Consider the following 22,873-nt stretch of genomic DNA (forward strand, 5'->3'; position numbering starts at 1 on the left):
ATCAAATAACGTACACAAACACAAACAATCCCAGCCACACCACATCCACAAAGTGCCAATACCAGGCAGTCGCTTCAAAGCCGAAGTGGTTGTCGCCTGTGAAATGCCCTTTTTGTATGCGTATCAACATGATAATCAGCATGAGAGTGCCCAGCATCACATGAAACCCATGAAAGCCGGTTAGCATGAAGAAGGTACTGCCGTAGATGCCGGACTGCAGCGTCAGGTTAAGCTCCTGATAGGCGTGCATGTACTCTTCCGCCTGAAAGAACAGGAACACCAGCGCCAGTATGATGGTCGCACTAAGCCAAATCTTTGTTTTCTTGCGGTTATCCGCTTTGAGCGCGTGGTGGGCTACCGTTACGGTGAACGAGGAGGTAACCAGCAGGATGGTGTTCAACAGCGGTAATCCCCAAGCGCCGATAACAGACTTTGGTGCTGGATAGGCTTCAGGGTCGGGGTTGTTGATCAACGGCCAAGTAGCTTGGAAACCCTCCCAAAGCATGTTGGAGCTGCCGCGGTCACCCTCACCGCCCAACCAGGGCACAGCAAACACCCGGGCGTAGAAGAGTGCGCCAAAAAATGCCGCAAAAAACATGACTTCGGAGAAAATAAACCAGCTCATACCCCAGCGAAACGAGCGATCCATCTGCGGGCTATAGAGCCCGCTTCGGCTCTCTTTGATAACACTGCCAAACCAGCCGAACAGCATGTAAATCATGATCGCAATGCCAACCGCAAATATCATCCAGTCGCCGCTGGTGCTTTGGCCCTGGTTGCTGCTGACCATAATCGAGGCCGCGCCGTAAAGCATGACACCAAGCCCCACCGTGGCCACAATCGGCCACTTGCTCTGTTCGGGAACGTAATAGCTCTGATTTTCCGCCATAGCAATCTCCGATGGCTTATCCGTTATCGATTATTGTTGTGTTCGTTGTACTTGTTACAGCCGCCTGCGGCTCGCCTTGATCATAAAGTGTGTAAGACAGCGTTAGCTTGGTGATATGGCTGGGTAAGTCCTGATCCACAATAAAAACCAACGGCATATGGGTGTTCTCACCTGCAGATAGCGGCTGCTGGTTAAAGCAGAAACACTCGGTTTTGTGGAAATACAGGGTTCCTTCGGACGGTGACAGGCTGGGTACCGCCTGCCCCACCATGTCCTTGTCCGTCGGGTTTTCCGCATAAAAATTCACCGTTGTGGCTTCACCGGGATGCACTTCAACACTGCGCTCCACCGGCCGGAATACCCAAGGCATGCCTGGCCCGTTCTGGGCCAGAAATTGCACCTTGATAGTGCGTGTCATGTCTGCAGCGGTGCGTTCGGTTGATTCATAGCGACCACTGGTTTTGCCATTGATGCCCGTAATGTCACAGAACACGTCGTACAGAGGCACCATGGCAAAACCGAAGGCAAACATGCCGATCACGCTGGCGACACACCAGCCAATAACCCGTGTATTACTGCGTTGGGGCGTCGGTTTATTTGCCTGTTGCTCAGCCATTTTTGCCTACCTCTATTTCACTTCCGGTGGCGTAGAAAACGTGTGATAAGGCGCGGGTGACGGTAGGGTCCACTCTAGCCCTTCTGCACCGTCCCAAGGCTTGGCAGCCGCTTTTTCGCCGCCTTTCACACACTTCACCACAATGAGCAGGAACAACAACTGGGTCGCGCCGAACATAAAGGCACCGACGCTCGACACCATGTTGAAATCGGCAAACTGCAGGGCGTAATCCGGAATCCGGCGCGGCATTCCTGCAAGCCCCAAAAAGTGCATGGGGAAGAAGGCCAAATTCATACCCACAAACGATAGCCAGAAATGGGTTTTGGCTAAGGTTTCGTCATACATGTGGCCAGTCCACTTGGGCAGCCAGAAGTACGCCGACGCGAAGATGCCGAATATGGCCCCAGGCACCAGAACATAGTGGAAGTGGGCCACTACAAAGTAAGTGTCGTGGTATTGGAAGTCCGCCGGTGCAATCGCCAACATCAATCCGGAAAAGCCGCCGATGGTAAACAGAATCACAAAGGCGATGGCAAACAGCATGGGTGCTTCAAACGTGAGTGAACCCCGGAACATGGTAGCCACCCAGTTGAAAACCTTAACGCCCGTTGGTACCGCAATGAGCAAGGTGGCGTACATAAAGAACAGTTGCCCGGCCACTGGCACGCCTACGGTGAACATGTGGTGCGCCCATACCAAGAACGAAAGCAGAGCAATGGCACCCACCGCATACACCATTGAGGCATAACCAAACAGCTTCTTGCGGGAAAATGCAGGAATGATATGAGAAATCGCCCCGAAGGCCGGGAGGATCATGATATACACCTCGGGATGCCCGAAGAACCAGAACACGTGCTGGAACAGAACCGGGTCGCCGCCACCTGCTGCATTAAAGAAGCTGGTGCCGAAGTTGATGTCCATCAGCATCATGGTAACTACGCCCGCTAGCACGGGCATGACCGCAATCAGCAAGAACGCAGTGATCAACCAAGTCCATACAAACATGGGCATTTTCATGAGCGTCATGCCCGGTGCCCGCATATTGAGTACCGTAGCGATCACGTTAATCGCGCCCATGATCGACGATACGCCCATAATGTGGATGGCGAAGATAAAGAAGGTTGTACTGGGTGGCCCGTAGGTGGTGGAAAGCGGGGCATAGAAGGTCCAGCCGAAGTTAGGCGCACCGCCTTCCATAAACAGGGTGGAAACCAGAATCAGAAAGGCACAGGGCAGCAGCCAAAAGCTCCAGTTGTTCATCCGTGGCAATGCCATATCCGGCGCGCCAATCATCAGCGGTACCATCCAGTTCGCCAAGCCAACAAACGCAGGCATAACCGCACCAAAGACCATAATCAGGCCATGCATGGTGGTCATTTGGTTGAAAAATTCCGGCTGAACAATTTGCAGCCCGGGCTGAAACAGCTCTGCCCGAATGACCATCGCCATGGTTCCCCCTAAGAGGAACATGGTGAAGCTGAATATCAGGTACATAGACCCGATGTCTTTGTGGTTCGTGGTCAACAACCAGCGGCTGATGCCGCGAGCTGGGCCGTGATGATGATCTTGTGCGTGGGTACCTGCAACCGCACTCATGAAAACCCCCGTTACCGCCAATGTTTGTGGCTGGTGATATCTGTTATCTGGCGTTGATTACTGTTGGTTCTTGTAATCGAAGATTTCTTTCGGCGTGACCATGTCACCCATCTTGTTACCCCAAGCGTTACGCTCGTAGGTAATGATGGCTGCAAGATCCGCTTCGTTCAGTTGTCCGCCAAAGGCCTGCATGGCCGTACCGGACACACCGTTGACGACAACATCGATGTGCGCGGCCATATCGCCGGTCGCAATTGCGCTGCCTTTCAGAGCGGGGAATGCCGGTGGAGCACCGCTGCCATCCACCTGGTGACAGGCTGCGCAGGCGGTGGCGTAAGCCTTTTCGCCCCGCTCCATCAGCTCTTCCATGGTCCAGTCTTTCTGGGTCAACTCACGTTCTTTCTCGGCTGCCGCTTTCTGATCGGCAACCCAGGTGTTGTATTCATCTTCCGGCACGGCTTTCACTACCACCGGCATAAAGCCGTGGTCCTTGCCGCACAGCTCTGTGCACTGGCCGCGATAGGTGCCTGGCTTGTCTACCCGAGTCCAGGCTTCGTTGATGAAGCCTGGAATGGCGTCTTTCTTGACGCCAAAATCCGGCACCCACCAGGAGTGAATAACGTCATTGGCCGTCAACAAAAAGCGAACCTTCTTGCCCACCGGGATAATCATCGGGTTATCCACTTCCAGCAGGTAGTTTTCACCTTTGGCCTGCCGGTTATTGATTTGATCTTTCGGTGTCGTCAGGTTGGAGAAGTAACCAAAGTCTTCGTTGATATACTCGTACTGCCATTTCCACTGATAACCGGTCACCTTGATGTCGACATCCGACTCGGTGGTGTCGTACATGTCGATCAGGGTTGTTGTGGCAGGAATTGCCATAACAATGAGAATGACAAGCGGAATGAGCGTCCAAAGAACCTCAACCAGCGTGTTTTCATGGAAGTTGGCCGGTTTTGCGCCCTGAGACTTGCGGTGGGCGAAGATAGACCAGAACATTATCCCGAATACCACGACGCCTATAACGACGCAGATCCAGAAAATGGTCATGTGAAGGTCAAATATATCGTTACTGGTACCGGTTACCCCCGGGGTCATGTTTACCGTCCAGTCCGCCATGGACAACGCGGGAAACGATAGACCGCCTAAAAGGGCACCTACCCGCTGAGCGTGCACGCGCATACTGTGTCTCCACAGAGTGTTATTCTTGTCGGATTTTGCGTAATCCCTCTACTCGTTAACCGGCGCTCGCATTCGCCAGAAAATCGCAGAGTGAAAGCCTGCTTATTGGATACATCACAATCGAGTATAGACACAGATCAAAAAAAGACTAAAAACCAATTAAACCCAAAACGACTAAGCACGTTCTTTTAAGAAGCAGATCGAATATGGCAATTAAGCTATCGGTAACAGACCGCCGTTTATGGGCGCTGGCATGGCCATTAATGCTCACTAATCTCACGGTTCCATTGTTGGGACTGGTGGATACGGCAGTGCTTGGGCACTTGGAAACTCCGGAGTATCTTGGCGCCGTGGCGGTTGGCGCCAACCTCTTCAGTATTCTGTACTGGACCTTCGGCTTTATGCGCATGGGCACAACCGGGCTCGCGGCTCAGGCCTGGGGCAAGCGTGACAGTTTCAGTCAGGTGGCACTGCTTCTTCGTTCGGTAATCTTGGCTATCGGCATTGGCCTGCTGCTGATTCTATGCCATCAGCCGCTGATTCGAATCGGGCTGGAGCTGATGAATCCCAGCCCGGGCGTAACCGAGCTTGCTGCCGAGTACGCGGCCATAAGAATCTGGAGCGCCCCGGCGGTGCTGTGCCAGTACACGCTTGTGGGCTGGCTGATTGGTACCCAGTTCGCCCGTGGGCCGATGATCATGCTGATCGTGGCCAATGGGCTGAATATCGTGCTGGATGTGTTTTTCGTAACGGTGTTGGGCTGGAATAGCCGGGGCGTGGCCATTGCCACGGTAATCGCCGAGTACGGTGCCGCTATCATCGGTTTTATGATCGTGCTGCAACGCATGCCTGATGGGCAAAAGCTCACCCGGGCACTGCTCGGAACCCTCGCAGACTATCTGGCCATCCTCCAAGTGAACCGCTACATCATGGTTCGCACCATAGCTCTGCTACTGGTATTGGCATTTTTTACCGCTCAAGGGGCTCGTCAGGGCGATACCATTTTGGCGGCCAACGCAGTGCTGATTACCTTCCTGCTTTTGATTTCCAACGCTCTGGACGGGTTTGCCAATGCGGCAGAAGCGTTGATTGGTGAGTCTGTGGGCAAAAACAGCAAAAGGCGCTTTCTGGTGGTGTTCCGCTGCGCTCTGCGCTGGTCTTTATGGGGGTCACTGCTACTGACCATTCTGTTCGTTGCCGGTGGCCGTGGCTTAATTGCACTGCTGACTGGCATTGAAGAGGTGCGTACCACCGCTTGGCAATACTTACCCTGGCTCTGGTTGTTGCCTTTTGCATCCGTATGGGGGTTTCTATTCGACGGTATATTTATCGGCGCTACCCGTACCCGGGAGATGCAAAACACCATGTTGTTTTCCGCCTTGGGGGTTTTCGCCCCTGTGTGGTGGTTAACCACAAGCTGGGGCAATCACGGGCTCTGGTTTTCCCTCATCTGCCTCATGTTAGCCCGCGCAGCGAGTATGGGTTGGTTATGCTGGTCACATACCCGTAACGATCGGTGGTTCAGCAACCAATAGCTCAGAAGGGCAATCGTTAACAATATCTGACAGTCCAGAAATCGCAGCCCACAAAATCTCGTCTACACTTGTCAGAAAAGAAGGGCTCCTCGCGGTGGTGAGTCGAAGTAACCCGCTGCTTAGCTGCCCAGTTACTTATTGCCCGTTACGGGAGGCGCTTTGCGACCTCAATTTGTTCAAACACCGGCATGTCCTCAAATGACTCCACAGGCAGTCCTAGAGATCATTGACCACGCGCGACGCAAGGAGGCTCGCTCAGGAACCTTTCTGAGACTGCTGCATGAGAAGGCGGCGGCACTGCCCTCGGCTGTCACCATCGAGGGCTTCCAGCCAGCTTCGTGCCTGTTCCAGTTCGCCATAGAGTACATAGAAATGGCGCCGCGGCTCATAGAATGCGTGGACGCCTGTGCCCGGGAAGCGGGAACGGCACAATTGTTTGACCCGTTTGTGAAAGCGGCCATCGGTTACTTTACTGAGCCTTCGGCATTGCTTGTGCGCTACGATGGTTTGGACGGCCTGTTGATACGCGCCTACCTCTGCCACCGCCTGATGGAAGAAATGCACGAAAACAATCACTCCATCAGAACCGGCGGTCTGGTCGATATGGAAGCAACTCGTGCAAACCTGCTGGTTCACGAGCTGATAGGCGAACCCTTCGCAAATGAGCTGGACAATTCCATCACCATAACAGTGCTGCAAATTGCCGGTACGCCGGATTACTATGAGCTCAACCTGGACCCCTTCGTAGAACAAGTCAATAACGAAGCCTGGGACTGGATGCGGCGCTACTGGGAAAACCTTCTGGTCCGTAATCACATCCGCTTTTCTCTGGGCTCCGGCTTGGCCTGATTCGGCTAGGGGTGCTGGAATTTAGAGGGTGGAGCGCTGCGCAATTAATAGGTTCATATTCGTCATGAGAGTAAAAACGCTTTGTTTGGTGGCCGCTTGCCTGCTATCGACCCCGTTGATCGCGGAAGAGCTTAGAATGCGAGTACAGCTTGCGGGCGGCGCAGGCCCGGTGACCGGTGCAGTGGTGTACCTGAATGATGGGAGCCACGCAGCGCCTATACGGGCAGAAGTGATTCAAAAAGACCGCATGTTTCACCCCCATGTTTTGATTCTGCCTGCTGGCTCCAGCGTCGACTTTCCCAATCAAGACAATACCCAGCACCACGTGTATTCATTTTCGCCAGCGAAAACCTTTAACCTCGAACTCTATGCGGGCAAACCTGAGGCACCCGTACTCTTTGACCAGCCAGGCATTGTTGAGCTGGGCTGTAACATTCACGACCATATGCAGGCATTTATTGTAGTGGCAGACACCCGCGCCATCGGACAAACCGATGAACAGGGAGAGCTCACGCTTGCACTGGATTTCGGTGCCACCCCGAAACCGGACTCTCTAAGCTTGAATATCTGGCATCCCCGCTTACCAGATAACACCAAACCCATTGTCCGCGAATTAAATTCCGCCAGTCTGGAAAACACTCCGGTGCACACTGTGAGCATTGAGCTCGACCCTGAGCCGAGGCACGAAGGCCCTCTGGACCACCTCCAGAAACGCTTTCAGGAGCTTTGATGGAGCGCACAGCGAACCGCATCGGTTTTCGCGGTCGTCTTGTCACGGCCATGGTTGCGCTGGTTGCGTTAGTGAGCCTGTTAATTGGCGCACTGTTGATGGTGTACCTATTTGAGGACGAGAAACGCCGGGCACTGGAACAACTCAGCATCGCCGAACGCCTCACAAACGAGGTCATCGAGCGCCGCACGGATCTGGAACTCTCCCGGTTGAGCGTGGTTGTGCGGGATTTCGGTTTCCGCTCTGCCATCGCAAGCCGCGATCCGGCCACACTTAGCAGCGCACTGGAAAACCACAGTGGGCGTGCGGGGGCCGATTTTGCTTTACTGCTGGGCCAACAAGGCGAGCTTATGGCATCCACTCTGGCCAAAGCTCTACCCGGCATTACCCCCACGCAACTATCCAACGCCCGCAGGGATGGGTCTGACCGCTCATTGCTTACCGTCGATCAACGTGGCTACGAAGTGCTTGTGGTTCCGGTAGAAGCACCCGGATTGCGGGCATGGCTGGTCGCTGGCTTTGAATTGGATCAGGAATTGGCCGACATTATTGCGAGGCTCAGTGGCAGCTCCGTTATTTTCCGCACAAGCACTGACGCTTCGAGCGGTTTTACCAGCTTTGCAGCGTCAACAGACATCGACAGGGCAGAGGAGCCCGCACTTATCAGCTCTGCCGGTGGCGGCCACTTTATCGAAAGCGCCCGCTATTTCACGCGTACGCTCAACCTTGGCGCCTCTGGGCAAGGTGTCTTCGAGGCGATTCTGATGATCAGCCGCGAGGCCAGTCTACAGAACTACTACACACGCGCTCTGGAGATAGCCCTACTTGTTGCCGTAATCATGATACTTGCGACACTGCTGGCATTGCTCATTGCAAGACATCTGGGGAGACCGGTGTTGCAGCTTGCAGACTACGCTCGTGCTGTCGGCCAAGGGCTAAACCCCCAAGCGCCCAGCATCCGCACCGGCGGTGAACTCTTACAGCTACGGGACACGCTACGGGACACCTTGGCCCAGCTCACACGGCGCGAGGCAGAAATTCGCTATGCCGCAACCCACGATGAGGTAACCGGGCTGGGTAACCGGAACGCACTGATGCACACGGCGAATGAGCGCTTTAAGTCAGGAGAGCCTTGCAGCCTGATTGGGCTGCGCGTGAGCGATCTTTCCGACATCAACGATACTCTCGGTATTGAGTTTGGCGACAAGGTACTACTTGGCCTATCGTATCGGCTGCGTGATGAACTACCCGATGCTCTTCACATAGCACGAACCGGCGGCGGCGAGTTTCTGGCATTACTCCCGGCGTGCAGTTTGGAAACTTTGGATCAGCAGGCGAAGAGCTTGCATGCCAGCGTCGAATCACCGCTAAGTATCGACCGTACGCCGTTTTCATTGCGTGCCACTCTGATATCCATGCAACTGCCTGCCGATGCCTCAAATTCAAATGAGCTGAGACGGCGGGTGAACCTAACGTTCGAGCAGGCTTTGCAGCAGCGCCTCACCATCACACGCTACGAACCCGGCCGTGACGAAAATCACCTGCGAGAGCTCAAACTGATCTCCGATCTTCACAGCGCCATCCGCAACAATGGCCTGCACATGAATTATCAGCCTAAACTGGACAGCCACAGCGGGCAGCTGCTTCAAGTGGAAGCTCTGGTGCGCTGGGTGCACCCTGAGCTGGGCTTTATCTCACCGGAGGAGTTCATCTTTCTGGCGGAACAATCCGGGCAAATCCACGATCTGACAGACCACATACTGCAGCGTGTTGCGGGTGATGCCCGCGCTTGGTTCCGGGAAGGCCTGGATGCAGGCGTGGCAATCAATCTTTCTGCAATGGACTTAACCAGACCCGGGCTGGCCGAACGCGTCGCCAGAACTTTTGAAGACTGGCACCACAGCATGGACCGCATCACTCTGGAAGTCACCGAGAGTGCCTTGATGGAAGACCCCGCTGAAGCCATGGCTACCTTAAACCGCCTGAGGAATCTCGGCGTTACACTTTCAGTTGACGACTTTGGTACCGGTTATTCCTCGCTGTCTCAACTGCGCATGCTGCCGGTTCAAGAACTGAAAATCGATAAATCCTTCGTGTTAAAGCTGAACACAGAGCCTCAGGATCAACTGATTGTAAAATCCACCATCGACATGGCTCACGGCCTTGGGCTAAAGGTTGTCGCAGAAGGGATCGAGAATCTCGAAACCTGGAAGCTGCTGCAAATCTGGGGCTGCAATGTGGGTCAGGGTTTTTACCTCAGCCGCCCGGTATCTGCAGCAGATCTTGCACAGACAGCAGCCACCATTAAAGAGCGTCAGCAGGAGCTGGCCGACATTTCGCTGGAGCATTTGTCATGACACCCTTTGTCGCACGAATCATAAACGCACTGGTGACCAGGAGGTTTATCCTTCTGCTAACACTGGGAGTTCTTTCAGCGCCGGCCGCGATGGCCGATATCGGCAGCCGCATCTGGGCCACCGGGGGCGTCACTACCATAGAAGGCAGTGCGGGCGGAGGTTTGGTGCCCTGGGCCATGCTTGGCAGTTACGCCAGCGATGAGGAGTGGGGCGGTACGCTTGCCCTCAGCCGCGCCGAGGTGGATGACTATTCCCTCTCAGTTACCGGTGCTGGCTTGAACTGGAACAACCGGGTTGAGGTAACCGTTGCGCGCCAGACGCTGGACCTCGACAGCTTAGTGTTCACCCTTAAAAACGGTTTCGGGTTAGAACAAGATGAACTCAATCAGGATATTTTTGGTGTAAAGGTAAGGCTGGTTGGTGACGCTCTCTATAGTCCCTGGGGGCAGTGGTCTGTAGGCATTCAACACAAGCGGCAACGGGATTTCACCGTGCCAAGCGCGATAGGCGCCCGGGATGACAGTGGTACAGATGTGTACCTTTCCGGCTCCAAAGTGTTTTTTGCCGCGGTGTTCGGCCGCAACCTGTTGGTAAACGCCACGGTGCGTGGCACCCGCGCCAATCAGGGTGGCCTCTTAGGTTTTGGTGGTGATTTGAATAACGGATACGAGCTGATGTCGGAAGCCGGTGCTGGCGTCTTTATTAACCGACACTGGCTGCTGGGTGCCGAGTACCGACAAAAACCCGACAACCTGAGTTTTGCTCGGGAAGACAACTGGTGGGATGTATTCGTAGCCTGGGTGCCAGATCGCCGTCTAGCGGTAACGGCTGCATTCGTGAATCTTGGCGATATCGCCACGTTGGAAGACCAGCAGGGTGTTTACCTGTCCCTACAGGGGAGTTTTTAAGCATGAGCAGCGTAAAGACCGTCGTAGTGGCACTTTTGATCGCGGCCGGGCTTGTCCTAAGTGGCTGCCAAAGCCTTCACAACGAACCTGGCAACACCCTTTACCAACAGCTCGGTGAACGATCTGGAATCGCAGATGTGGTAGAAGACCTTCTTTACTTGATTGTTGCTGACGAGCGCATTAACCATCAATTTAAGGGTATAAATGTGGCGCAGTTCCACCGCAACCTTACCGATCAGCTATGTCAGCTCAGTGGCGGCCCATGTACTTACTCAGGGCGCGAGATGCGTGAACTACACGCAGATATGGGAATTACAAATACGCAGTTTAATGCGCTGGCAGAAAACCTTATTCTGGCCATGGAAAAAAATCAGGTACCAACAGCAGCGCAAAACAGGCTGATCAAGCAACTGCTGCCAATGTACCCGGATATACGGCATCTTTAAAAACCCGGGATAATGCCGGGTGAACGTACATGAGGCGAGATACCAACATGACTGAGAAAAAAATAGACATTCGGCCCGGCCGCTACCGGCATTACAAGGGTAAAGATTACGAAGTAATCGACATTGCCCGACACAGCGAGACCGAAGAAAAGCTTGTGGTTTACCGCTGCCTATACGGCGATTACAGCCTGTGGGTACGCCCTCTTAGCATGTTCCGTGAAACAGTAAACGTAGCGGGTGAGCAGGTTCCACGTTTTGCACGCATTGATAAGGACTGACCGTTACACAAGTCTTTTGACTCAGCTGGCCAATTACTGCACATTACCGCGTTTTCATAATACCTGCCTTCACATGAAGGTCGACTAACCCACCCCGCGTACTCGGAGTTTTCCCATGAATGCCGTTGTTGCTGCGGTGCTGATCATGCTCGTGCTGAGTTTGGCCCGCATCCACGTTGTTGTTGCCCTTATCGTAGGCGCCGTTTCCGGTGGCCTAATCGCCGGACTATCCCTTGAAGCTACCATCGAAGCCTTTAACAACGGCCTCGGCGGCGGGGCTACCGTCGCTCTTTCCTATGCAACACTGGGTGCTTTCGCCGTTGCCATCGGTAAATCCGGCCTTGCCCATGCGCTGGCAGATAAAACGCTCACTATGGTCGGCCAGCAAGAAAACAGCGCAGCCGCCAAAAGTGTGCGCTACATGATCATCGGGGTGTTGATCCTGATTGCTCTGTCATCCCAGAACATACTGCCGATTCACATTGCGTTTATCCCGCTGGTTGTCCCTCCCATGCTGTACGTGATGGCCAAACTGAAGATGGATCGCCGGCTCGTGGCCTGCGCGCTCACCTTCGGTTTGATCACCCCCTATATGTTCCTGCCCATCGGCTTCGGCGGTATTTACCTGAACGACATTCTAATGGCTAAAATCAGCACCAATGGTGGTGAAACAGAAGGCCTAAGCGTAATGCACGCAATGGCCCTGCCTGCTTTGGGCATGCTCTGCGGTCTGCTGATTGCTGTATTCTTCACCTATCGTGGCGAGCGTGAATACGATTTAGAAGCCATTACCCGCACTGAGCGCGTAAACGTCTCTTACAGCTCTGGCACACTGGTTATGGCCGTTGTCGCCATTATTGCCGCCTTCATGGTTCAGCTCTGGCTGGGTTCCATGATTCTGGGCGCTCTGGCGGGCTTCCTGCTGTTCAATCTTTCTGGCGTAGTTAAGTGGAAAGAAGCTGACGACCTGTTTACCGAAGGCATGAAAATGCTGGCCATGATCGGCTTCATCATGATCGCCGCTTCGGGTTTTGCGGAAGTGATGCGTGAAACCGGCGAAATCGCCACACTGGTGCAAAGCTCTGTAGACGTAATCGGCAACAACAAGCCCATGGCTGCGCTGCTGATGCTATTGGTCGGCTTGATGATCACCATGGGCATTGGCTCATCCTTTTCCACCATCCCCATCATCGCGGCCCTCTACGTGCCTCTGGCGCTGGAAATGGGCTTTAGCTCTCTGGCTATCGTTGCTTTGGTCGGCACCGCTGGCGCTCTAGGTGATGCTGGCTCCCCAGCCTCCGACTCCACCCTCGGCCCCACCGCTGGCCTGAACGTAGACGGTCAGCACAACCATATCTGGGATTCTGTAGTACCTACGTTCCTGCACTACAACCTGCCGTTGCTTGGGTTTGGGTGGTTGGCGGCTATGGTTCTTTAATTTTGGAGTTAGCCCTCCTTTCTCGTAGCCTGCTGGTTTTGGGGGCTACGAGGTCACGGTGGGTCTTTTCTTCTGGGAAAAAGATGTCTGAGCGAAGCGAGTTGTTTTTCCCAGAAGAAAAATATATCGCCGCGGCCTCGAACACCTCCACACCAGCAGGCTAAAATCTTTAGTCCTCACTCCCAGCCTTAAAGAAAACAACCTGCTTAACCGTGTGATCATCGTGGTTATCACGCTGGTTAACCCGAGTTTCGAGTTCAGGATTGGCCGGCACCTCCGTATCCGACATAGCATCGGTAAAACCGCAAGCTACACATTCGCGAATCTGCTCGTCGTTGTCGTCGGTGAACATCATAATCTTGTCCATCTCCGCGCAACGGGGACAAACCGCACCGGCTATAAAACGCTTTGGGGTCGCCATAACGTAACTCCAGATTAAAGCCTCCGGTGGCTGTAGAACCACCGGAGAGGATTGGGTCAGGCCGCTTCTTCTGTGATGCCGGTCTGCTTCAACAAGGCATCCACCTGCGGCTCGCGGCCTCGGAAGGCTTTGAACAGCTCCATTGGCTCCTGTGAGCCGCCTTTTTCAAGAATGTTCTGCAAGAACGCCCGGCCGGTTTCTTGATCAAAGATGCCGTTTTCCTCAAACAACGAGAAAGCATCCGCAGCCAACACTTCCGCCCACTTGTAGCTGTAGTAGCCAGCCGCATAACCGCCAGCGAAGATGTGGGAGAAGGCATTCGGGAAGCGGTTGAACTCCGGTGCTTCCACCACTGCAATCTCTTCACGCACTTTGCGGTGCATGTGCAAGGGATTCGTCGGTGCCTCTTCGGTGAATTCCGCATGCAGGCGGAAATCAAACAGGGAGAATTCCAGCTGTCGCACCATGGCCATACCAGCCTGAAAGTTTTTTGCCGCCAGCAGTTTCTGCAACAGATCTTCGGGTAAGGGCTCCCCGGTCTCGTGATGGCTGGCAATCAAGGCTAAAGACTCTGGGTTCCAGCACCAGTTTTCCAGGAACTGACTGGGCAGCTCTACCGCATCCCAAGCTACTCCGTTGATGCCGGACACGTCCATGACTTCCACCTGAGTGAGCATGTGGTGCAAGCCGTGGCCAAATTCGTGGAACAGGGTGGTTACTTCGTCGTGGGTGAGCAGCGACGGTTTACCATTCACCGGTGGGGTGAAGTTACAGGTAAGGAAAGCCACTGGCAGTTGCAGTGTGCCACGCTGGTCGCGCCAGCGTACCCGGCAATCGGCCATCCAGGCGCCACCACGTTTGCCTTGACGGGCAAACAAGTCGAAGTAGAACCAAGCAATGGGTTCGCCGTTGCGACTGATGCAGTAGGCGGTGGCGTCTTCGTGCCAGGTTTCTACATCTGATTTGGCTTCAATTTGTATATCGAATAGCTTTTCCGCAACTCGGAACAAACCGGGTACCACTTTATCCACCGGGAACCAGGGGCGGAGTGTTTCGGGGGAGATGTCGTAGCGCTGCTGGCGAAGCTTTTCGCTGTAATAGCCAACGTCCCAAGCCTTTAGGTCATCCAGACCGTGTTCGTCTTTGGCAAAGGCTTTCAGTTCTGCGTAGTCTTTCTCTGCAACCGGCTTGGATTTGGCCGCCAGCTCGTTGAGGAAGCCCAGAACTTCATCCGTATCACGAGCCATCTTTTTGGCCAGCGAGCGCTCGGCATAGTTGTTGAAGCCCAGCAGTTTGGCCAGCGCATGGCGGCGCTTGAGGATTTCGGCCATTACCTGAGTATTGTCCCAGGTTCCGGCATCTGGCCCTACGTCTGAAGCTCGGGTAACAAAGGCTTCGTAGACTTCGTGGCGCAGCTCACGGTTGTCGCAATAGGTCATCACCGGAAAGAAACTGGGGAAATCCAGAGTAATTACATAGCCATCCAGTTCTTTCTGGCTGGCCGCCTGTTTCGCGCCTTCAAGAGCGGATTCTGGTATACCGGCCAGCTCTTCAACATCGGTAATATGCTTGAACCAGTTTTGGGTGGCATCCAGTACATTGTCGCTGAAGCGGTTGGTGAGTTCTGACAGCTCACGGGAAAGGTCCGCATACTGCTTTTTCTGATCGTCGGGCAGGTCGACGCCGCCAAGGTGGAAGTCGCGCAGGGTGTTATCCACCGCTTTGCGTTGGGCTTCGCTCAGTTCGTTGAAATCATCCCGGGCGGCGAGCTTTTTGTAGGCTTCACACAGGGCTGAGTTCTGGCTGACTTCGGTGCTGTACTCTGTGAGCTTTTCCAGACAGTTTTTATAAACTTTGCGCAGGTCGTCGTTGTTCATCACGCTGTTTAGGTGTGAGATGACGGACCAGGCGTTGCTCAGTTTGTTCTCAAGCGATTGCATGGGCTGAACCAGTGTGTCCCAGGTGGGGTCTTCATTCTGGGCCAGGCTGGCGATTTTCACGCGGTTTTCGCTGAGTATCTGGTCGATCGCCGTTTCCATGTGTTCGGGTCTCACATGGTCAAACCTTGGCAGCAAATCATTAGTCAATAACGGGTTATTCATGGATCCCCTTCTCAGCTGTTAAAGTGTGAGGTAGCTTCCTTTGTATCAAACATCGGGGGAAGGCGTCTGTGTAGAGGCTTTGCCAAAACACGCCGTAAATACGTCCATGTAGGCTCGGCTCCGCCTCTCACTGCTTAATGCTCCTGCGGCGCAGTGAGAGTCCTGGGCTGGCCGTCCATGGCCAGCCCGTGAAGAGCTTTCGCTCTTCACCCATGGCTCCGCACGGTTTTGGCAAAGCCTCTACACAGCCGCCCTCAGCTCCCGGGAAAACGCAACATAGGGTATATGTAATGACGAATATACGTTCTCACAAGGGTACCACGCCAGATTTAGGGGAGCGCACTCTGGTGGACCCCAGTGCGGTGGTGATCGGCGATGTTAAAACCGGTAACGATTGCTCCATCTGGCCGATGACCGTGGTGCGGGGTGATATGCACAGGATACGTATCGGCGACCGTTGCAGTATTCAAGACGGCTCAGTGCTTCATATCACCCATGCCAGCGATTTTAATCCGGGTGGTCATCCGCTTACTCTGGGTGACGACGTGACCGTAGGGCACAAAGCTTTGTTGCATGGCTGCACCATTGGTAGCCGGGTGCTGGTGGGCATGGGTTGTATCATTATGGATGGTGCGGTGGTGGAGGATGAGGTGATTGTGGCAGCGGGCTGTTTGGTGCCGCCAGGCAAAACCCTGGAATCCGGGCATCTCTATGTTGGCTCGCCGTGCAAGAAGGCGCGGGCTTTGACCGATAAGGAGCGCTCGTTTTTTGCGTACACGGCGGCCAACTATGTGAAGCTCAAGGACGAGTATCTGGCCGACGCTTAGTGCTCGGCCACAGTGCTTCTTTTTGCACCCGCCTGTTCCAGCGCCCGGGCGTAGTCTGCGCCTTTGCGGTGCTGGGATACGTGATCCAGAAAGGTTTTACCGGCCTCGTCAGTGGCGTTTAGATCACCACCGGTTTCTACGAAGAAGCCCACAAAACGTTCAAAATCCTCTGCTCTCATGGCTCTGTATGCTTTCAGCAAGGCCGAGTAGTCAGATCCTTCTTCTTTGGACTCGCTTGGCAGGTGGCTTTTTACGCGCTCGTCGCTCCACTCTTCATCGAGAACCTTGGGTTTATCTGGGCCGCTCATATTTTCTCTCCTATATTTGTATATTTATGCTCAAGGCAGGATTTCCACGGGCAAGTCGCTGGTTGAGACGGATTCGTCACACTCCGGATCGCGTATGGCAATTTCTACCCGGCGGTTCAATGCACGGTTTTCAGCCGTATCGTTCGGGGCAAGGGGGTTGGTTTCGGCACGGCCAGCGGCGACAACGCGCTCGGCGGGGACCTGCCGAGTCATAACCAATTCGTGTACCACAGAAACAGCACGGGCAGCGGAAAGGTCCCAGTTGGAGCGGTAGCGGCTGCTGGATATAGGTCTGTCGTCGGTGTAGCCAGAAACCAGTACATCCCCGGTGCACCCCGCCAACACGCCAACCACTCGCTCAATAATGGGGATCATCTCTGGCTTGATAGCGGCCTCACCAGACCGGAAGGCGGCTTCTTCCGAGAACCGGATAACCACTTTATTTTTGTCGTAGTTAACGCTCAAAGCACCGGACGCCACTTCGTTTTCCAGCTCGCGGATCATGCTGCTGGCTAGGTCTATAACGCCGCCGGAAATAGCCGTGGTTGTGGAGTCCGGCGCGCGCTCGTCAATAAATTCAGGCTCCCGGGTTTGGGACTCCGTGGGCTCTGGCAGTGATACGGTATCTGACTCCACCAGAGTAATCGGTGAGCCGCCTATGTCATCACTCAACACATTGGCAGAACCGAACGCCACGGACATGGAATTGGCCATGGCTTTGTATTTTTCGATATCCATTTCCGCAAACGACAGCAACAGAATAAAAAACGTTAGCAGCAGCGTGGCAAGATCGGCAAAAGTAACAATCCACGCAGGTGTTTGGTTTTTCTGCCGAGGCTTTATGGCGTTCCGGATTGTTTGCAAAACCTCAGGCCTCCCGCTCCGGTGCCAGCCCTTTGCGGTGCTCCGGCGTCACAAATGACGATAGCATTTCGGTCATCACTCTTGGGTTCTCGCCACGCATGATGTTGCGCATGGAGGTGATGATCAAAATTTGATTGCGGCTTTCATCTTCTGCCTTGAGCTGAAGCTTGTCCGCCAGTGGTAGGGCAATCAATTGAGCGATGAAGGCGCCGTATAGCGTTGTAAGCAAAGCCACGGCCATAGCTGGGCCGATGGACGAGGGGTCGTCCAAGGAATTGAGCATTTGCACCAACCCCACCAAGGTACCCAACATACCGATAGCTGGCGCGGATTCACCAATGCCTCGGAATACCCGTTCCGCTACTTCGTAGCGTTCTGCCATTTGCTGGGACTCTTGGGCCAGTGCCTCTTCCACCAGTTCAGGCGGGTGGCCATCCACACACAAGTTGATGGCTTTTTGCAGAAATTCATTTTTGGTACTGTGGTTTTCGAGGCCCAAAATACCTTCTTTGCGCACTACCAGAGCCAGCGCACCTGCCTCACGAATCAGTTCTGTTGGTCGTTCGACTTTATCGGTAAACGCCGCTCTCATGGCTAAACGGAAAGCACTCATTACCGAGGACATGCGAAACTTTACGAGTGTGACCGCAAAGGTGCCACCTACAACAATTGCCAAACCCGGCAGGTTTAGGAAGGTGAGAAGCGAGGCGTTTGCCAACATCGCCAGAATCACAATCAGAATACCGGCGACAAGCCCGACTAGGGTAAGAATGTCCATGCATAGCCCCTAATGATTAGCACTTACTAGATAGCCCTTGCGGGTTGTTGTCTGTGAGACAGGCCCCGTGCGGTGCAAGCTGTCAGTCGTTGCGCAAGGCATCAATAACCAGCGCAGTGTCTGGCATTACTCCCCGCCACACACGGAATGATTCTGCGGCCTGTTCAATCAACATGCCCAAACCATCAAAAACGCGAACCGCCCCATTATCTATAGCCCATTGGTTGAACGTGGTTGTTTGCAAAGAATACATCATGTCGTAAACAACCGTGGCAGCGTTGATCACATTTGTGTGAAGGGGTGGCAAGTCGCCCTGCAAGCTGGCACTGGTGCCGTTGATAATGATATCGAATGGCTGATTTGGTGCTTCAAACCCGCAAGCGCTCAAGGTCGTAGCACCCGCCTCGTCTGCAAACAGTGTAGCCAGAGCTTCAGCTTTGGCCACTGTACGGTTTGCGATCATCAGGCTTGCGGGCAGCTGTGCAAGCAGGGGTCCGAGAACACCACGCACGGCTCCTCCAGCACCCAGAATCAATATTCGTGCGCCTTTGAGCTGTACACCATGATTGGCTGTCAGGTCCTGAACCAGTCCTGTACCGTCGGTATTATCGGCCATGAGTTGACCTTGATTGTTCTGGTACAGCGTATTCGCGGCACCCGCTTTTTCGGCTCTGGCAGCCCGGCTATCCGCCAGCGCCCACGCCTGCTCTTTGAAAGGTACCGTTACATTCAGCCCCTTTCCGCCACCCTCGAAAAACTGGCGAACCGTTCCGGCGAAGTCTTCCAGAGGCGCTTGAATGGCTGTGTACTCAACCGGCTCTCCGGTTTGCTTAGCAAACAGGCTGTGAATTCTCGGTGACTTGCTGTGGTTTATCGGGTGGCCAACCACCGCATAAAGCTCATTACTCATTAACAACCCCGTTTACGTTGCGTCACCGGCCAGCCAATCGCGCCCGGTTAGAAAATGCTCAGTCAGGCGTGCTTCTTCGCTGCCTGCTTCGGGTACCCGGCTGTAATCCCAGCGCACCAGAGGTGGCAGCGACATCAATATAGATTCTGTGCGCCCACCAGACTGCAAGCCAAACAAGGTGCCCCGGTCGTACACTAAATTGAATTCAACGTACCGCCCTCGCCGGTAGAGCTGAAAATCCCGCTCGCGCTCGCCGTAGGCATGATCCATACGACGCTGAACAATCGGCTCATAGGCTTCAATATAGCTGTTACCCACGGATTGCATCAGCGCGAAGTCTTTTTCAAAATCCCCGGTGTTGTGATCATCAAAGAAAAGCCCGCCAACGCCCCGGGGCTCATCCCGATGCTTCAGATAAAAATAATCATCGCACCAGTCTTTGTAACGGCTATATGTGTCCTCACCAAATGGAGCACAGGCCTCTTTGGCGGTTTTGTGCCAGTGCACACAGTCCTCATCAAACCCGTAATAGGGAGTTAGGTCATAGCCACCGCCAAACCAGTACACGGGTTCACCGTTCTCCGGCGTGGCGATAAAAAATCGTACGTTGGCGTGAGACGTAGGTACGTAAGGGTTATTCGGGTGAATGACGAGGGATACACCCATGGCTTGCCAAGGCGCACCGGCCAAATGGGGACGATGTGCGGTGGCAGACGCAGGCATGGTCGCGCCCATAACATGGGAAAAATTGACCCCACCTTTTTCAAAGATGCGGCCGTCACTGATCACACGACTTACACCGCCACCGCCTTCGGGGCGATCCCAAGCGTCACGCTCAAACTCTGTACCGTCTTCCAGAGCTTCCAATCGTTGGCATATCGCGTCTTGTAAGCCAAGCAGATACTGTTTAACCGCATTGCTATCCGGTTGCTGTGGCATGAATTCTCCTAACGAAGCTGTTTACCGCTGACAATATCAATAATACGGCTGGGTTTCTGATTACCACCAAGGGCGCCGGGCACAATCTGGTCAAGCTGGCCCTTAAAGTAGCGGCTAACCTGAGAGGCGTCACGGGCAGGCTCTAGTCCGGCCGGGTTGCAGGAAGTAGAAACCAGAGGCATACCGGCGGCTTCACACAGGGCTCTAACCACCGAGTGCTCACTCACTCTTACGGCAATCGAGCTATGGCTACCGCGAACCCATTCAGGAATTTGCTTGTTCACGTCGGGCAACAAACAGGTCACTGGGCCGGGCCAATGGCTCAGAGCCTCCTGCTGAAGTTCCTCGGGCAAAGGATCGAGCAAAAAGCGAATTTGCTCTACAGACGCAGCTACCAAAATCAGGCCTTTATCAACGGGCCGATTTTTGAGCTCAAGAATGCGTGTAACCGCTTCAAGGTTCCAAGGATCACACCCGAGCCCCCACACAGCTTCAGTGGGGTAGGCGATAACGCCACCTTTCAAAATGGTGCCACGGGCACGTTGTAACTGCTGATCATTTAAAGCACTGGGGGCAGCCATGATGATGTTGTCAGACCATAACGGAATTAATCATCACACTGAATTCAGGCGATTTTCTGGAAGCCTCCGGGAACAGAGCTCACCAACCCTTCAAGCTCTAGAAGCAGAAGTGATTGGACAAGCTGGTCGGCCGGAAGACCGGTTGCCGAACACAGTGCATCGGTTGATAGAGGATCATACCCTAATGCCTCAAACACCGCGATTTCCCGGCTGTCGAGAGCGTCCGTTGGGCTGGCTGTTTCTTGCAGGTGCCCGGCTGACAGTGACCAAGCGCAGCCCAGCTCTTCCAGAATGTCGTCTACCTGATCAACCAAGCGGGCGCCCTGTTTGATCAGGTGATGGCAGCCTCGCGCCACAGGACTATGAATCGACCCGGGAATAGCAAAGACCTCTCGCCCCTGTTCCAATGCAAGGCGGGCGGTAATCAGGGAGCCACTTTTAAGCCCTGCCTCAACGACCAATATGCCCCGGCTCAGGCCACTGATAATGCGATTGCGCTGGGGAAAGTGGGCAGCTCTTGCCGGTGTGCCAGGTGGGTACTCCGAAACCATAAGTCCATTGGCGATAACACGCTCGCCAAGTCGGCGGTGCTGGTTGGGGTATATTCGGTCAAGCCCGCACCCAATAACGGCAATGGTTGCATGCCCGGCATCCAAGGCCCCGGCATGGGCCGCGCCATCAACTCCCAGAGCCAGACCGCTGGTGACCAGCAAGCCTCGTTCGCCAAGCTCGGCAGCGAAGCGGCGCGCGTGATCAAGCCCCGCAGGCGTGGCGTTGCGGCTGCCGATTATACCGATCTGCTCGCTGCACAATAAACGCGCATCACCCCGGGTGTACAACACCAAAGGTGCATCGTGGATGTGCCTCAACGCTTCCGGATAACCAGCGCTCTGCCAAGTTACGATATCAATGCCATGCCGCTCACAGTCCAACAGAGCCTGCCGAGCTGTATTGACCGCCGTATGGGTTTCATCACGCTGCTGCCATGCCAGAATTGCCGCTATTGTTTCAGCGTGCAAGCCCAGAGCGCGGAGGGTAGCGGCATTTTTTGTAAGAAGATCGGTAAGGTCGGGAATGGTTGCGAGAAGCGCTCGTCGACGGGTACGCCCGAATTTAGGTAAACAGGTAAGAAACAGCCAATGCGCAGAAAGGGAGGAAAACACGACATCATCCTTGAAGACAGCAAAGCCGGGCCTTCCTGGCCCGGCTTTTAATTAACCGATTAAGAGACTATGGGTTTGTAACTTTGTCGCCCACAGACAACGGACGCGTTGCTTGCAGAACCAGCCCGTAGCTCATTTTTTCGTAAACCTGAAACACCATCAATAAACCGGCCCGCTCCGAGGGCAGCTCAACGGTTTCGTTGGTCACCGGGTCGCGAACGAAATTGCCGCTTTTGAGAACAGCCATTACGTTGCCAGCCTCCAGCCCCTCGCGAGTACCACGGCTAATGGCGACCACATCGAATTGACCAATTTGGGTAACACCGCCATCCACTGACATCATCCTGCCCTCAACCTTCTGCTTCGGCGCGCTGGGCACAAAGCTGGTGGTCAGGCGGCGATCTTCGTTGACCAGCAAACGGTCACCAATACGCACTTCTTCGCTAGAGCGCGTGAGATTTACGGTTAGAACATCGCCATCTTCAGAAGACACGTCGCCACGGGCAATGCTACGAGCTTCAAGACCCAGAAACTCGCCGGTATCCGGATCGCGGAATTCCTTGCTGCGACGGAATACACCCACTTTATCCGCGGGCTTCTCGCCGCGGGCATACACCCTGTCGCCAGCACCGGTCACGATACGCCCATCTGCACCTTCCAGAACATACGGTGCCTTATTGATCAGCTCGGGGCTAACAATGCGGGTATCAGTCAGAAAGCTGCTGATCGCATCCAGAGGAATAGCCGGAATAGGCGTCTCTATCCGCTCCGAGCGCACCTGAGGTGACAACTTCACCACGCCGTTACTGTGCGCCACCTTGGTTACGCGAGGCTGGCCGTCAATATAAACCAGAGCAAGACGATCGCCCGGGTAGATTAGGTGTGGATTGGCAACCTGCGGATTTACGTGCCAGATTTCTGGCCAATACCAGGGATCATTCAAAAACCGCCCTGATATATCCCAGAGGGTGTCACCCTTCACAACAGTGTAACGCTCAGGATGATCAGACCGCAGTTCGGGTGCAGCATGAGTCCAGGAGGTGAATAGCAGCGTAGTGGCTGCCAGAGCGTACAGCAGTTTCCTCATTGTCTAAGTCCTTGATCGCGTACCTTGATTCTATGCATTCTGGTAAGGATGCAGCCAGTTTTCTGCAGC

23 protein-coding genes are annotated in these 22,873 nt (G+C 54.3%); 9 read left to right on the plus strand and 14 right to left on the minus strand.

Features of this window, described 5'->3' with window-relative positions; all coding sequences use genetic code 11:
- Position 1: 1 nt before the first annotated feature.
- Genes FE845_RS09070 through coxB form a run of 4 tightly spaced genes read right to left on the minus strand, consistent with a single transcriptional unit; the run spans position 2 to position 4,283 of the window.
- Positions 2 to 889, minus strand: coding sequence for a cytochrome c oxidase subunit 3 (locus FE845_RS09070; RefSeq protein WP_200363642.1), 888 nt, complete (start codon positions 887 to 889; stop codon positions 2 to 4).
- A gap of 16 nt (positions 890 to 905) precedes the next feature.
- Complete coding sequence (locus FE845_RS09075) at positions 906 to 1,505, minus strand: cytochrome c oxidase assembly protein (protein ID WP_200363644.1); 600 nt, start codon at positions 1,503 to 1,505, stop codon at positions 906 to 908.
- Between the two features lie 12 nt (positions 1,506 to 1,517).
- Positions 1,518 to 3,101, minus strand: a complete 1,584-nt coding sequence (gene ctaD, locus FE845_RS09080; protein ID WP_200363646.1) for a cytochrome c oxidase subunit I — start codon at positions 3,099 to 3,101, stop codon at positions 1,518 to 1,520.
- 57 nt (positions 3,102 to 3,158) lie between these two features.
- The gene (gene coxB, locus FE845_RS09085) at positions 3,159 to 4,283 is read right to left on the minus strand and encodes a cytochrome c oxidase subunit II (protein WP_200363648.1); all 1,125 of its coding nucleotides are present in this window, start codon (positions 4,281 to 4,283) and stop codon (positions 3,159 to 3,161) included.
- 206 nt (positions 4,284 to 4,489) lie between these two features.
- Here coxB and FE845_RS09090 point away from each other — a divergent pair, with 206 nt between their 5' ends.
- From FE845_RS09090 to FE845_RS09125, 8 genes are all read left to right on the plus strand, one after another.
- On the plus strand, positions 4,490 to 5,818 hold the full coding sequence (locus FE845_RS09090) for an MATE family efflux transporter (protein ID WP_200363650.1): 1,329 nt from the start codon (positions 4,490 to 4,492) through the stop codon (positions 5,816 to 5,818).
- Between the two features lie 198 nt (positions 5,819 to 6,016).
- Positions 6,017 to 6,667 carry a hypothetical protein gene (locus FE845_RS09095; RefSeq protein ID WP_200363652.1) on the plus strand — a complete coding sequence of 217 codons (651 nt, stop codon included), beginning with the start codon at positions 6,017 to 6,019 and terminating at the stop codon, positions 6,665 to 6,667.
- Positions 6,668 to 6,731: 64 nt separating this feature from the next.
- Entirely contained in the window at positions 6,732 to 7,397 is a 666-nt protein-coding gene (locus FE845_RS09100; protein ID WP_200363654.1) for a methylamine utilization protein, read from the plus strand.
- Positions 7,397 to 9,754 carry a putative bifunctional diguanylate cyclase/phosphodiesterase gene (locus tag FE845_RS09105; RefSeq protein ID WP_200363656.1) on the plus strand — a complete coding sequence of 786 codons (2,358 nt, stop codon included), beginning with the start codon at positions 7,397 to 7,399 and terminating at the stop codon, positions 9,752 to 9,754. The genes FE845_RS09100 and FE845_RS09105 overlap by 1 nt, the downstream gene beginning before the upstream one ends.
- The gene (locus tag FE845_RS09110) at positions 9,751 to 10,662 is read left to right on the plus strand and encodes a DUF3034 family protein (RefSeq protein WP_200363658.1); all 912 of its coding nucleotides are present in this window, start codon (positions 9,751 to 9,753) and stop codon (positions 10,660 to 10,662) included. The genes FE845_RS09105 and FE845_RS09110 overlap by 4 nt, the downstream gene beginning before the upstream one ends.
- Before the next feature lie 2 nt (positions 10,663 to 10,664).
- Complete coding sequence (locus FE845_RS09115) at positions 10,665 to 11,108, plus strand: group I truncated hemoglobin (RefSeq protein WP_200363660.1); 444 nt, start codon at positions 10,665 to 10,667, stop codon at positions 11,106 to 11,108.
- A gap of 47 nt (positions 11,109 to 11,155) precedes the next feature.
- Positions 11,156 to 11,386, plus strand: coding sequence for a DUF1653 domain-containing protein (locus FE845_RS09120; protein WP_200363662.1), 231 nt, complete (start codon positions 11,156 to 11,158; stop codon positions 11,384 to 11,386).
- Between the two features lie 115 nt (positions 11,387 to 11,501).
- Positions 11,502 to 12,824, plus strand: coding sequence for a Na+/H+ antiporter family protein (locus tag FE845_RS09125; protein ID WP_200363664.1), 1,323 nt, complete (start codon positions 11,502 to 11,504; stop codon positions 12,822 to 12,824).
- 169 nt (positions 12,825 to 12,993) lie between these two features.
- On the opposite strand, the gene FE845_RS09130 is transcribed toward FE845_RS09125, so the two are convergent.
- Both FE845_RS09130 and prlC read right to left on the minus strand, forming a co-directional pair.
- Positions 12,994 to 13,245, minus strand: a complete 252-nt coding sequence (locus FE845_RS09130) for a YheV family putative zinc ribbon protein (RefSeq protein WP_200363666.1) — start codon at positions 13,243 to 13,245, stop codon at positions 12,994 to 12,996.
- Positions 13,246 to 13,301: 56 nt separating this feature from the next.
- Entirely contained in the window at positions 13,302 to 15,347 is a 2,046-nt protein-coding gene (prlC, locus tag FE845_RS09135; protein ID WP_200363668.1) for an oligopeptidase A, read from the minus strand.
- 290 nt (positions 15,348 to 15,637) lie between these two features.
- Here prlC and FE845_RS09140 point away from each other — a divergent pair, with 290 nt between their 5' ends.
- The gene (locus tag FE845_RS09140; RefSeq protein WP_200363670.1) at positions 15,638 to 16,174 is read left to right on the plus strand and encodes a gamma carbonic anhydrase family protein; all 537 of its coding nucleotides are present in this window, start codon (positions 15,638 to 15,640) and stop codon (positions 16,172 to 16,174) included.
- On the opposite strand, the gene FE845_RS09145 is transcribed toward FE845_RS09140, so the two are convergent.
- The 8 genes from FE845_RS09145 to FE845_RS09180 all read right to left on the minus strand — a co-directional run bounded on the left by FE845_RS09145 (position 16,171) and on the right by FE845_RS09180 (position 22,804).
- Positions 16,171 to 16,482 carry a PA4642 family protein gene (locus FE845_RS09145; protein ID WP_200363672.1) on the minus strand — a complete coding sequence of 104 codons (312 nt, stop codon included), beginning with the start codon at positions 16,480 to 16,482 and terminating at the stop codon, positions 16,171 to 16,173. The two genes, FE845_RS09140 and FE845_RS09145, sit on opposite strands and share 4 nt — an antisense overlap.
- A 30-nt stretch (positions 16,483 to 16,512) precedes the next feature.
- Positions 16,513 to 17,346 carry a flagellar motor protein MotB gene (locus FE845_RS09150; protein WP_200363674.1) on the minus strand — a complete coding sequence of 278 codons (834 nt, stop codon included), beginning with the start codon at positions 17,344 to 17,346 and terminating at the stop codon, positions 16,513 to 16,515.
- 4 nt (positions 17,347 to 17,350) lie between these two features.
- Positions 17,351 to 18,124 (minus strand): motility protein A, encoded by a 774-nt coding sequence (locus FE845_RS09155; RefSeq protein ID WP_200363676.1) that lies wholly within the window; start codon positions 18,122 to 18,124, stop codon positions 17,351 to 17,353.
- A gap of 82 nt (positions 18,125 to 18,206) precedes the next feature.
- Entirely contained in the window at positions 18,207 to 19,034 is an 828-nt protein-coding gene (gene aroE / locus FE845_RS09160; protein ID WP_200363678.1) for a shikimate dehydrogenase, read from the minus strand.
- Between the two features lie 12 nt (positions 19,035 to 19,046).
- Entirely contained in the window at positions 19,047 to 19,973 is a 927-nt protein-coding gene (hemF, locus tag FE845_RS09165; RefSeq protein ID WP_200363681.1) for an oxygen-dependent coproporphyrinogen oxidase, read from the minus strand.
- An 8-nt stretch (positions 19,974 to 19,981) separates the two neighbouring features.
- On the minus strand, positions 19,982 to 20,554 hold the full coding sequence (locus FE845_RS09170; protein ID WP_200363684.1) for an L-threonylcarbamoyladenylate synthase: 573 nt from the start codon (positions 20,552 to 20,554) through the stop codon (positions 19,982 to 19,984).
- 44 nt (positions 20,555 to 20,598) lie between these two features.
- Positions 20,599 to 21,717 carry a DNA-processing protein DprA gene (dprA, locus tag FE845_RS09175; RefSeq protein WP_200363686.1) on the minus strand — a complete coding sequence of 373 codons (1,119 nt, stop codon included), beginning with the start codon at positions 21,715 to 21,717 and terminating at the stop codon, positions 20,599 to 20,601.
- Positions 21,718 to 21,784: 67 nt separating this feature from the next.
- Entirely contained in the window at positions 21,785 to 22,804 is a 1,020-nt protein-coding gene (locus tag FE845_RS09180) for a LysM peptidoglycan-binding domain-containing protein (RefSeq protein ID WP_200363688.1), read from the minus strand.
- Positions 22,805 to 22,873: the final 69 nt, after the last annotated feature.

The sequence above is a fragment of the Marinobacter sp. 1-4A genome, from assembly GCF_016597725.1.
GTDB lineage: Bacteria > Pseudomonadota > Gammaproteobacteria > Pseudomonadales > Oleiphilaceae > Marinobacter.

What these genes read in the sequence shown, in the direction of transcription:
- FE845_RS09105 (WP_200363656.1), top strand. Translation starts at nt 7,397, where the DNA reads ATGGAGCGCACAGCGAACCGCATCGGTTTTCGCGGTCGTCTTGTCACG.
- coxB (WP_200363648.1), bottom strand. Translation starts at nt 4,283, where the DNA reads ATGCGCGTGCACGCTCAGCGGGTAGGTGCCCTTTTAGGCGGTCTATCG.
- FE845_RS09130 (WP_200363666.1), bottom strand. Translation starts at nt 13,245, where the DNA reads ATGGCGACCCCAAAGCGTTTTATAGCCGGTGCGGTTTGTCCCCGTTGC.
- FE845_RS09090 (WP_200363650.1), top strand. Translation starts at nt 4,490, where the DNA reads ATGGCAATTAAGCTATCGGTAACAGACCGCCGTTTATGGGCGCTGGCA.
- FE845_RS09145 (WP_200363672.1), bottom strand. Translation starts at nt 16,482, where the DNA reads ATGAGCGGCCCAGATAAACCCAAGGTTCTCGATGAAGAGTGGAGCGAC.
- FE845_RS09155 (WP_200363676.1), bottom strand. Translation starts at nt 18,124, where the DNA reads ATGGACATTCTTACCCTAGTCGGGCTTGTCGCCGGTATTCTGATTGTG.
- FE845_RS09070 (WP_200363642.1), bottom strand. Translation starts at nt 889, where the DNA reads ATGGCGGAAAATCAGAGCTATTACGTTCCCGAACAGAGCAAGTGGCCG.
- FE845_RS09110 (WP_200363658.1), top strand. Translation starts at nt 9,751, where the DNA reads ATGACACCCTTTGTCGCACGAATCATAAACGCACTGGTGACCAGGAGG.
- FE845_RS09095 (WP_200363652.1), top strand. Translation starts at nt 6,017, where the DNA reads ATGACTCCACAGGCAGTCCTAGAGATCATTGACCACGCGCGACGCAAG.
- FE845_RS09115 (WP_200363660.1), top strand. Translation starts at nt 10,665, where the DNA reads ATGAGCAGCGTAAAGACCGTCGTAGTGGCACTTTTGATCGCGGCCGGG.
- FE845_RS09170 (WP_200363684.1), bottom strand. Translation starts at nt 20,554, where the DNA reads ATGGCTGCCCCCAGTGCTTTAAATGATCAGCAGTTACAACGTGCCCGT.
- ctaD (WP_200363646.1), bottom strand. Translation starts at nt 3,101, where the DNA reads ATGAGTGCGGTTGCAGGTACCCACGCACAAGATCATCATCACGGCCCA.
- aroE (WP_200363678.1), bottom strand. Translation starts at nt 19,034, where the DNA reads ATGAGTAATGAGCTTTATGCGGTGGTTGGCCACCCGATAAACCACAGC.
- FE845_RS09125 (WP_200363664.1), top strand. Translation starts at nt 11,502, where the DNA reads ATGAATGCCGTTGTTGCTGCGGTGCTGATCATGCTCGTGCTGAGTTTG.
- FE845_RS09120 (WP_200363662.1), top strand. Translation starts at nt 11,156, where the DNA reads ATGACTGAGAAAAAAATAGACATTCGGCCCGGCCGCTACCGGCATTAC.
- FE845_RS09100 (WP_200363654.1), top strand. Translation starts at nt 6,732, where the DNA reads ATGAGAGTAAAAACGCTTTGTTTGGTGGCCGCTTGCCTGCTATCGACC.
- FE845_RS09180 (WP_200363688.1), bottom strand. Translation starts at nt 22,804, where the DNA reads ATGAGGAAACTGCTGTACGCTCTGGCAGCCACTACGCTGCTATTCACC.
- FE845_RS09075 (WP_200363644.1), bottom strand. Translation starts at nt 1,505, where the DNA reads ATGGCTGAGCAACAGGCAAATAAACCGACGCCCCAACGCAGTAATACA.
- FE845_RS09140 (WP_200363670.1), top strand. Translation starts at nt 15,638, where the DNA reads ATGACGAATATACGTTCTCACAAGGGTACCACGCCAGATTTAGGGGAG.
- prlC (WP_200363668.1), bottom strand. Translation starts at nt 15,347, where the DNA reads ATGAATAACCCGTTATTGACTAATGATTTGCTGCCAAGGTTTGACCAT.
- hemF (WP_200363681.1), bottom strand. Translation starts at nt 19,973, where the DNA reads ATGCCACAGCAACCGGATAGCAATGCGGTTAAACAGTATCTGCTTGGC.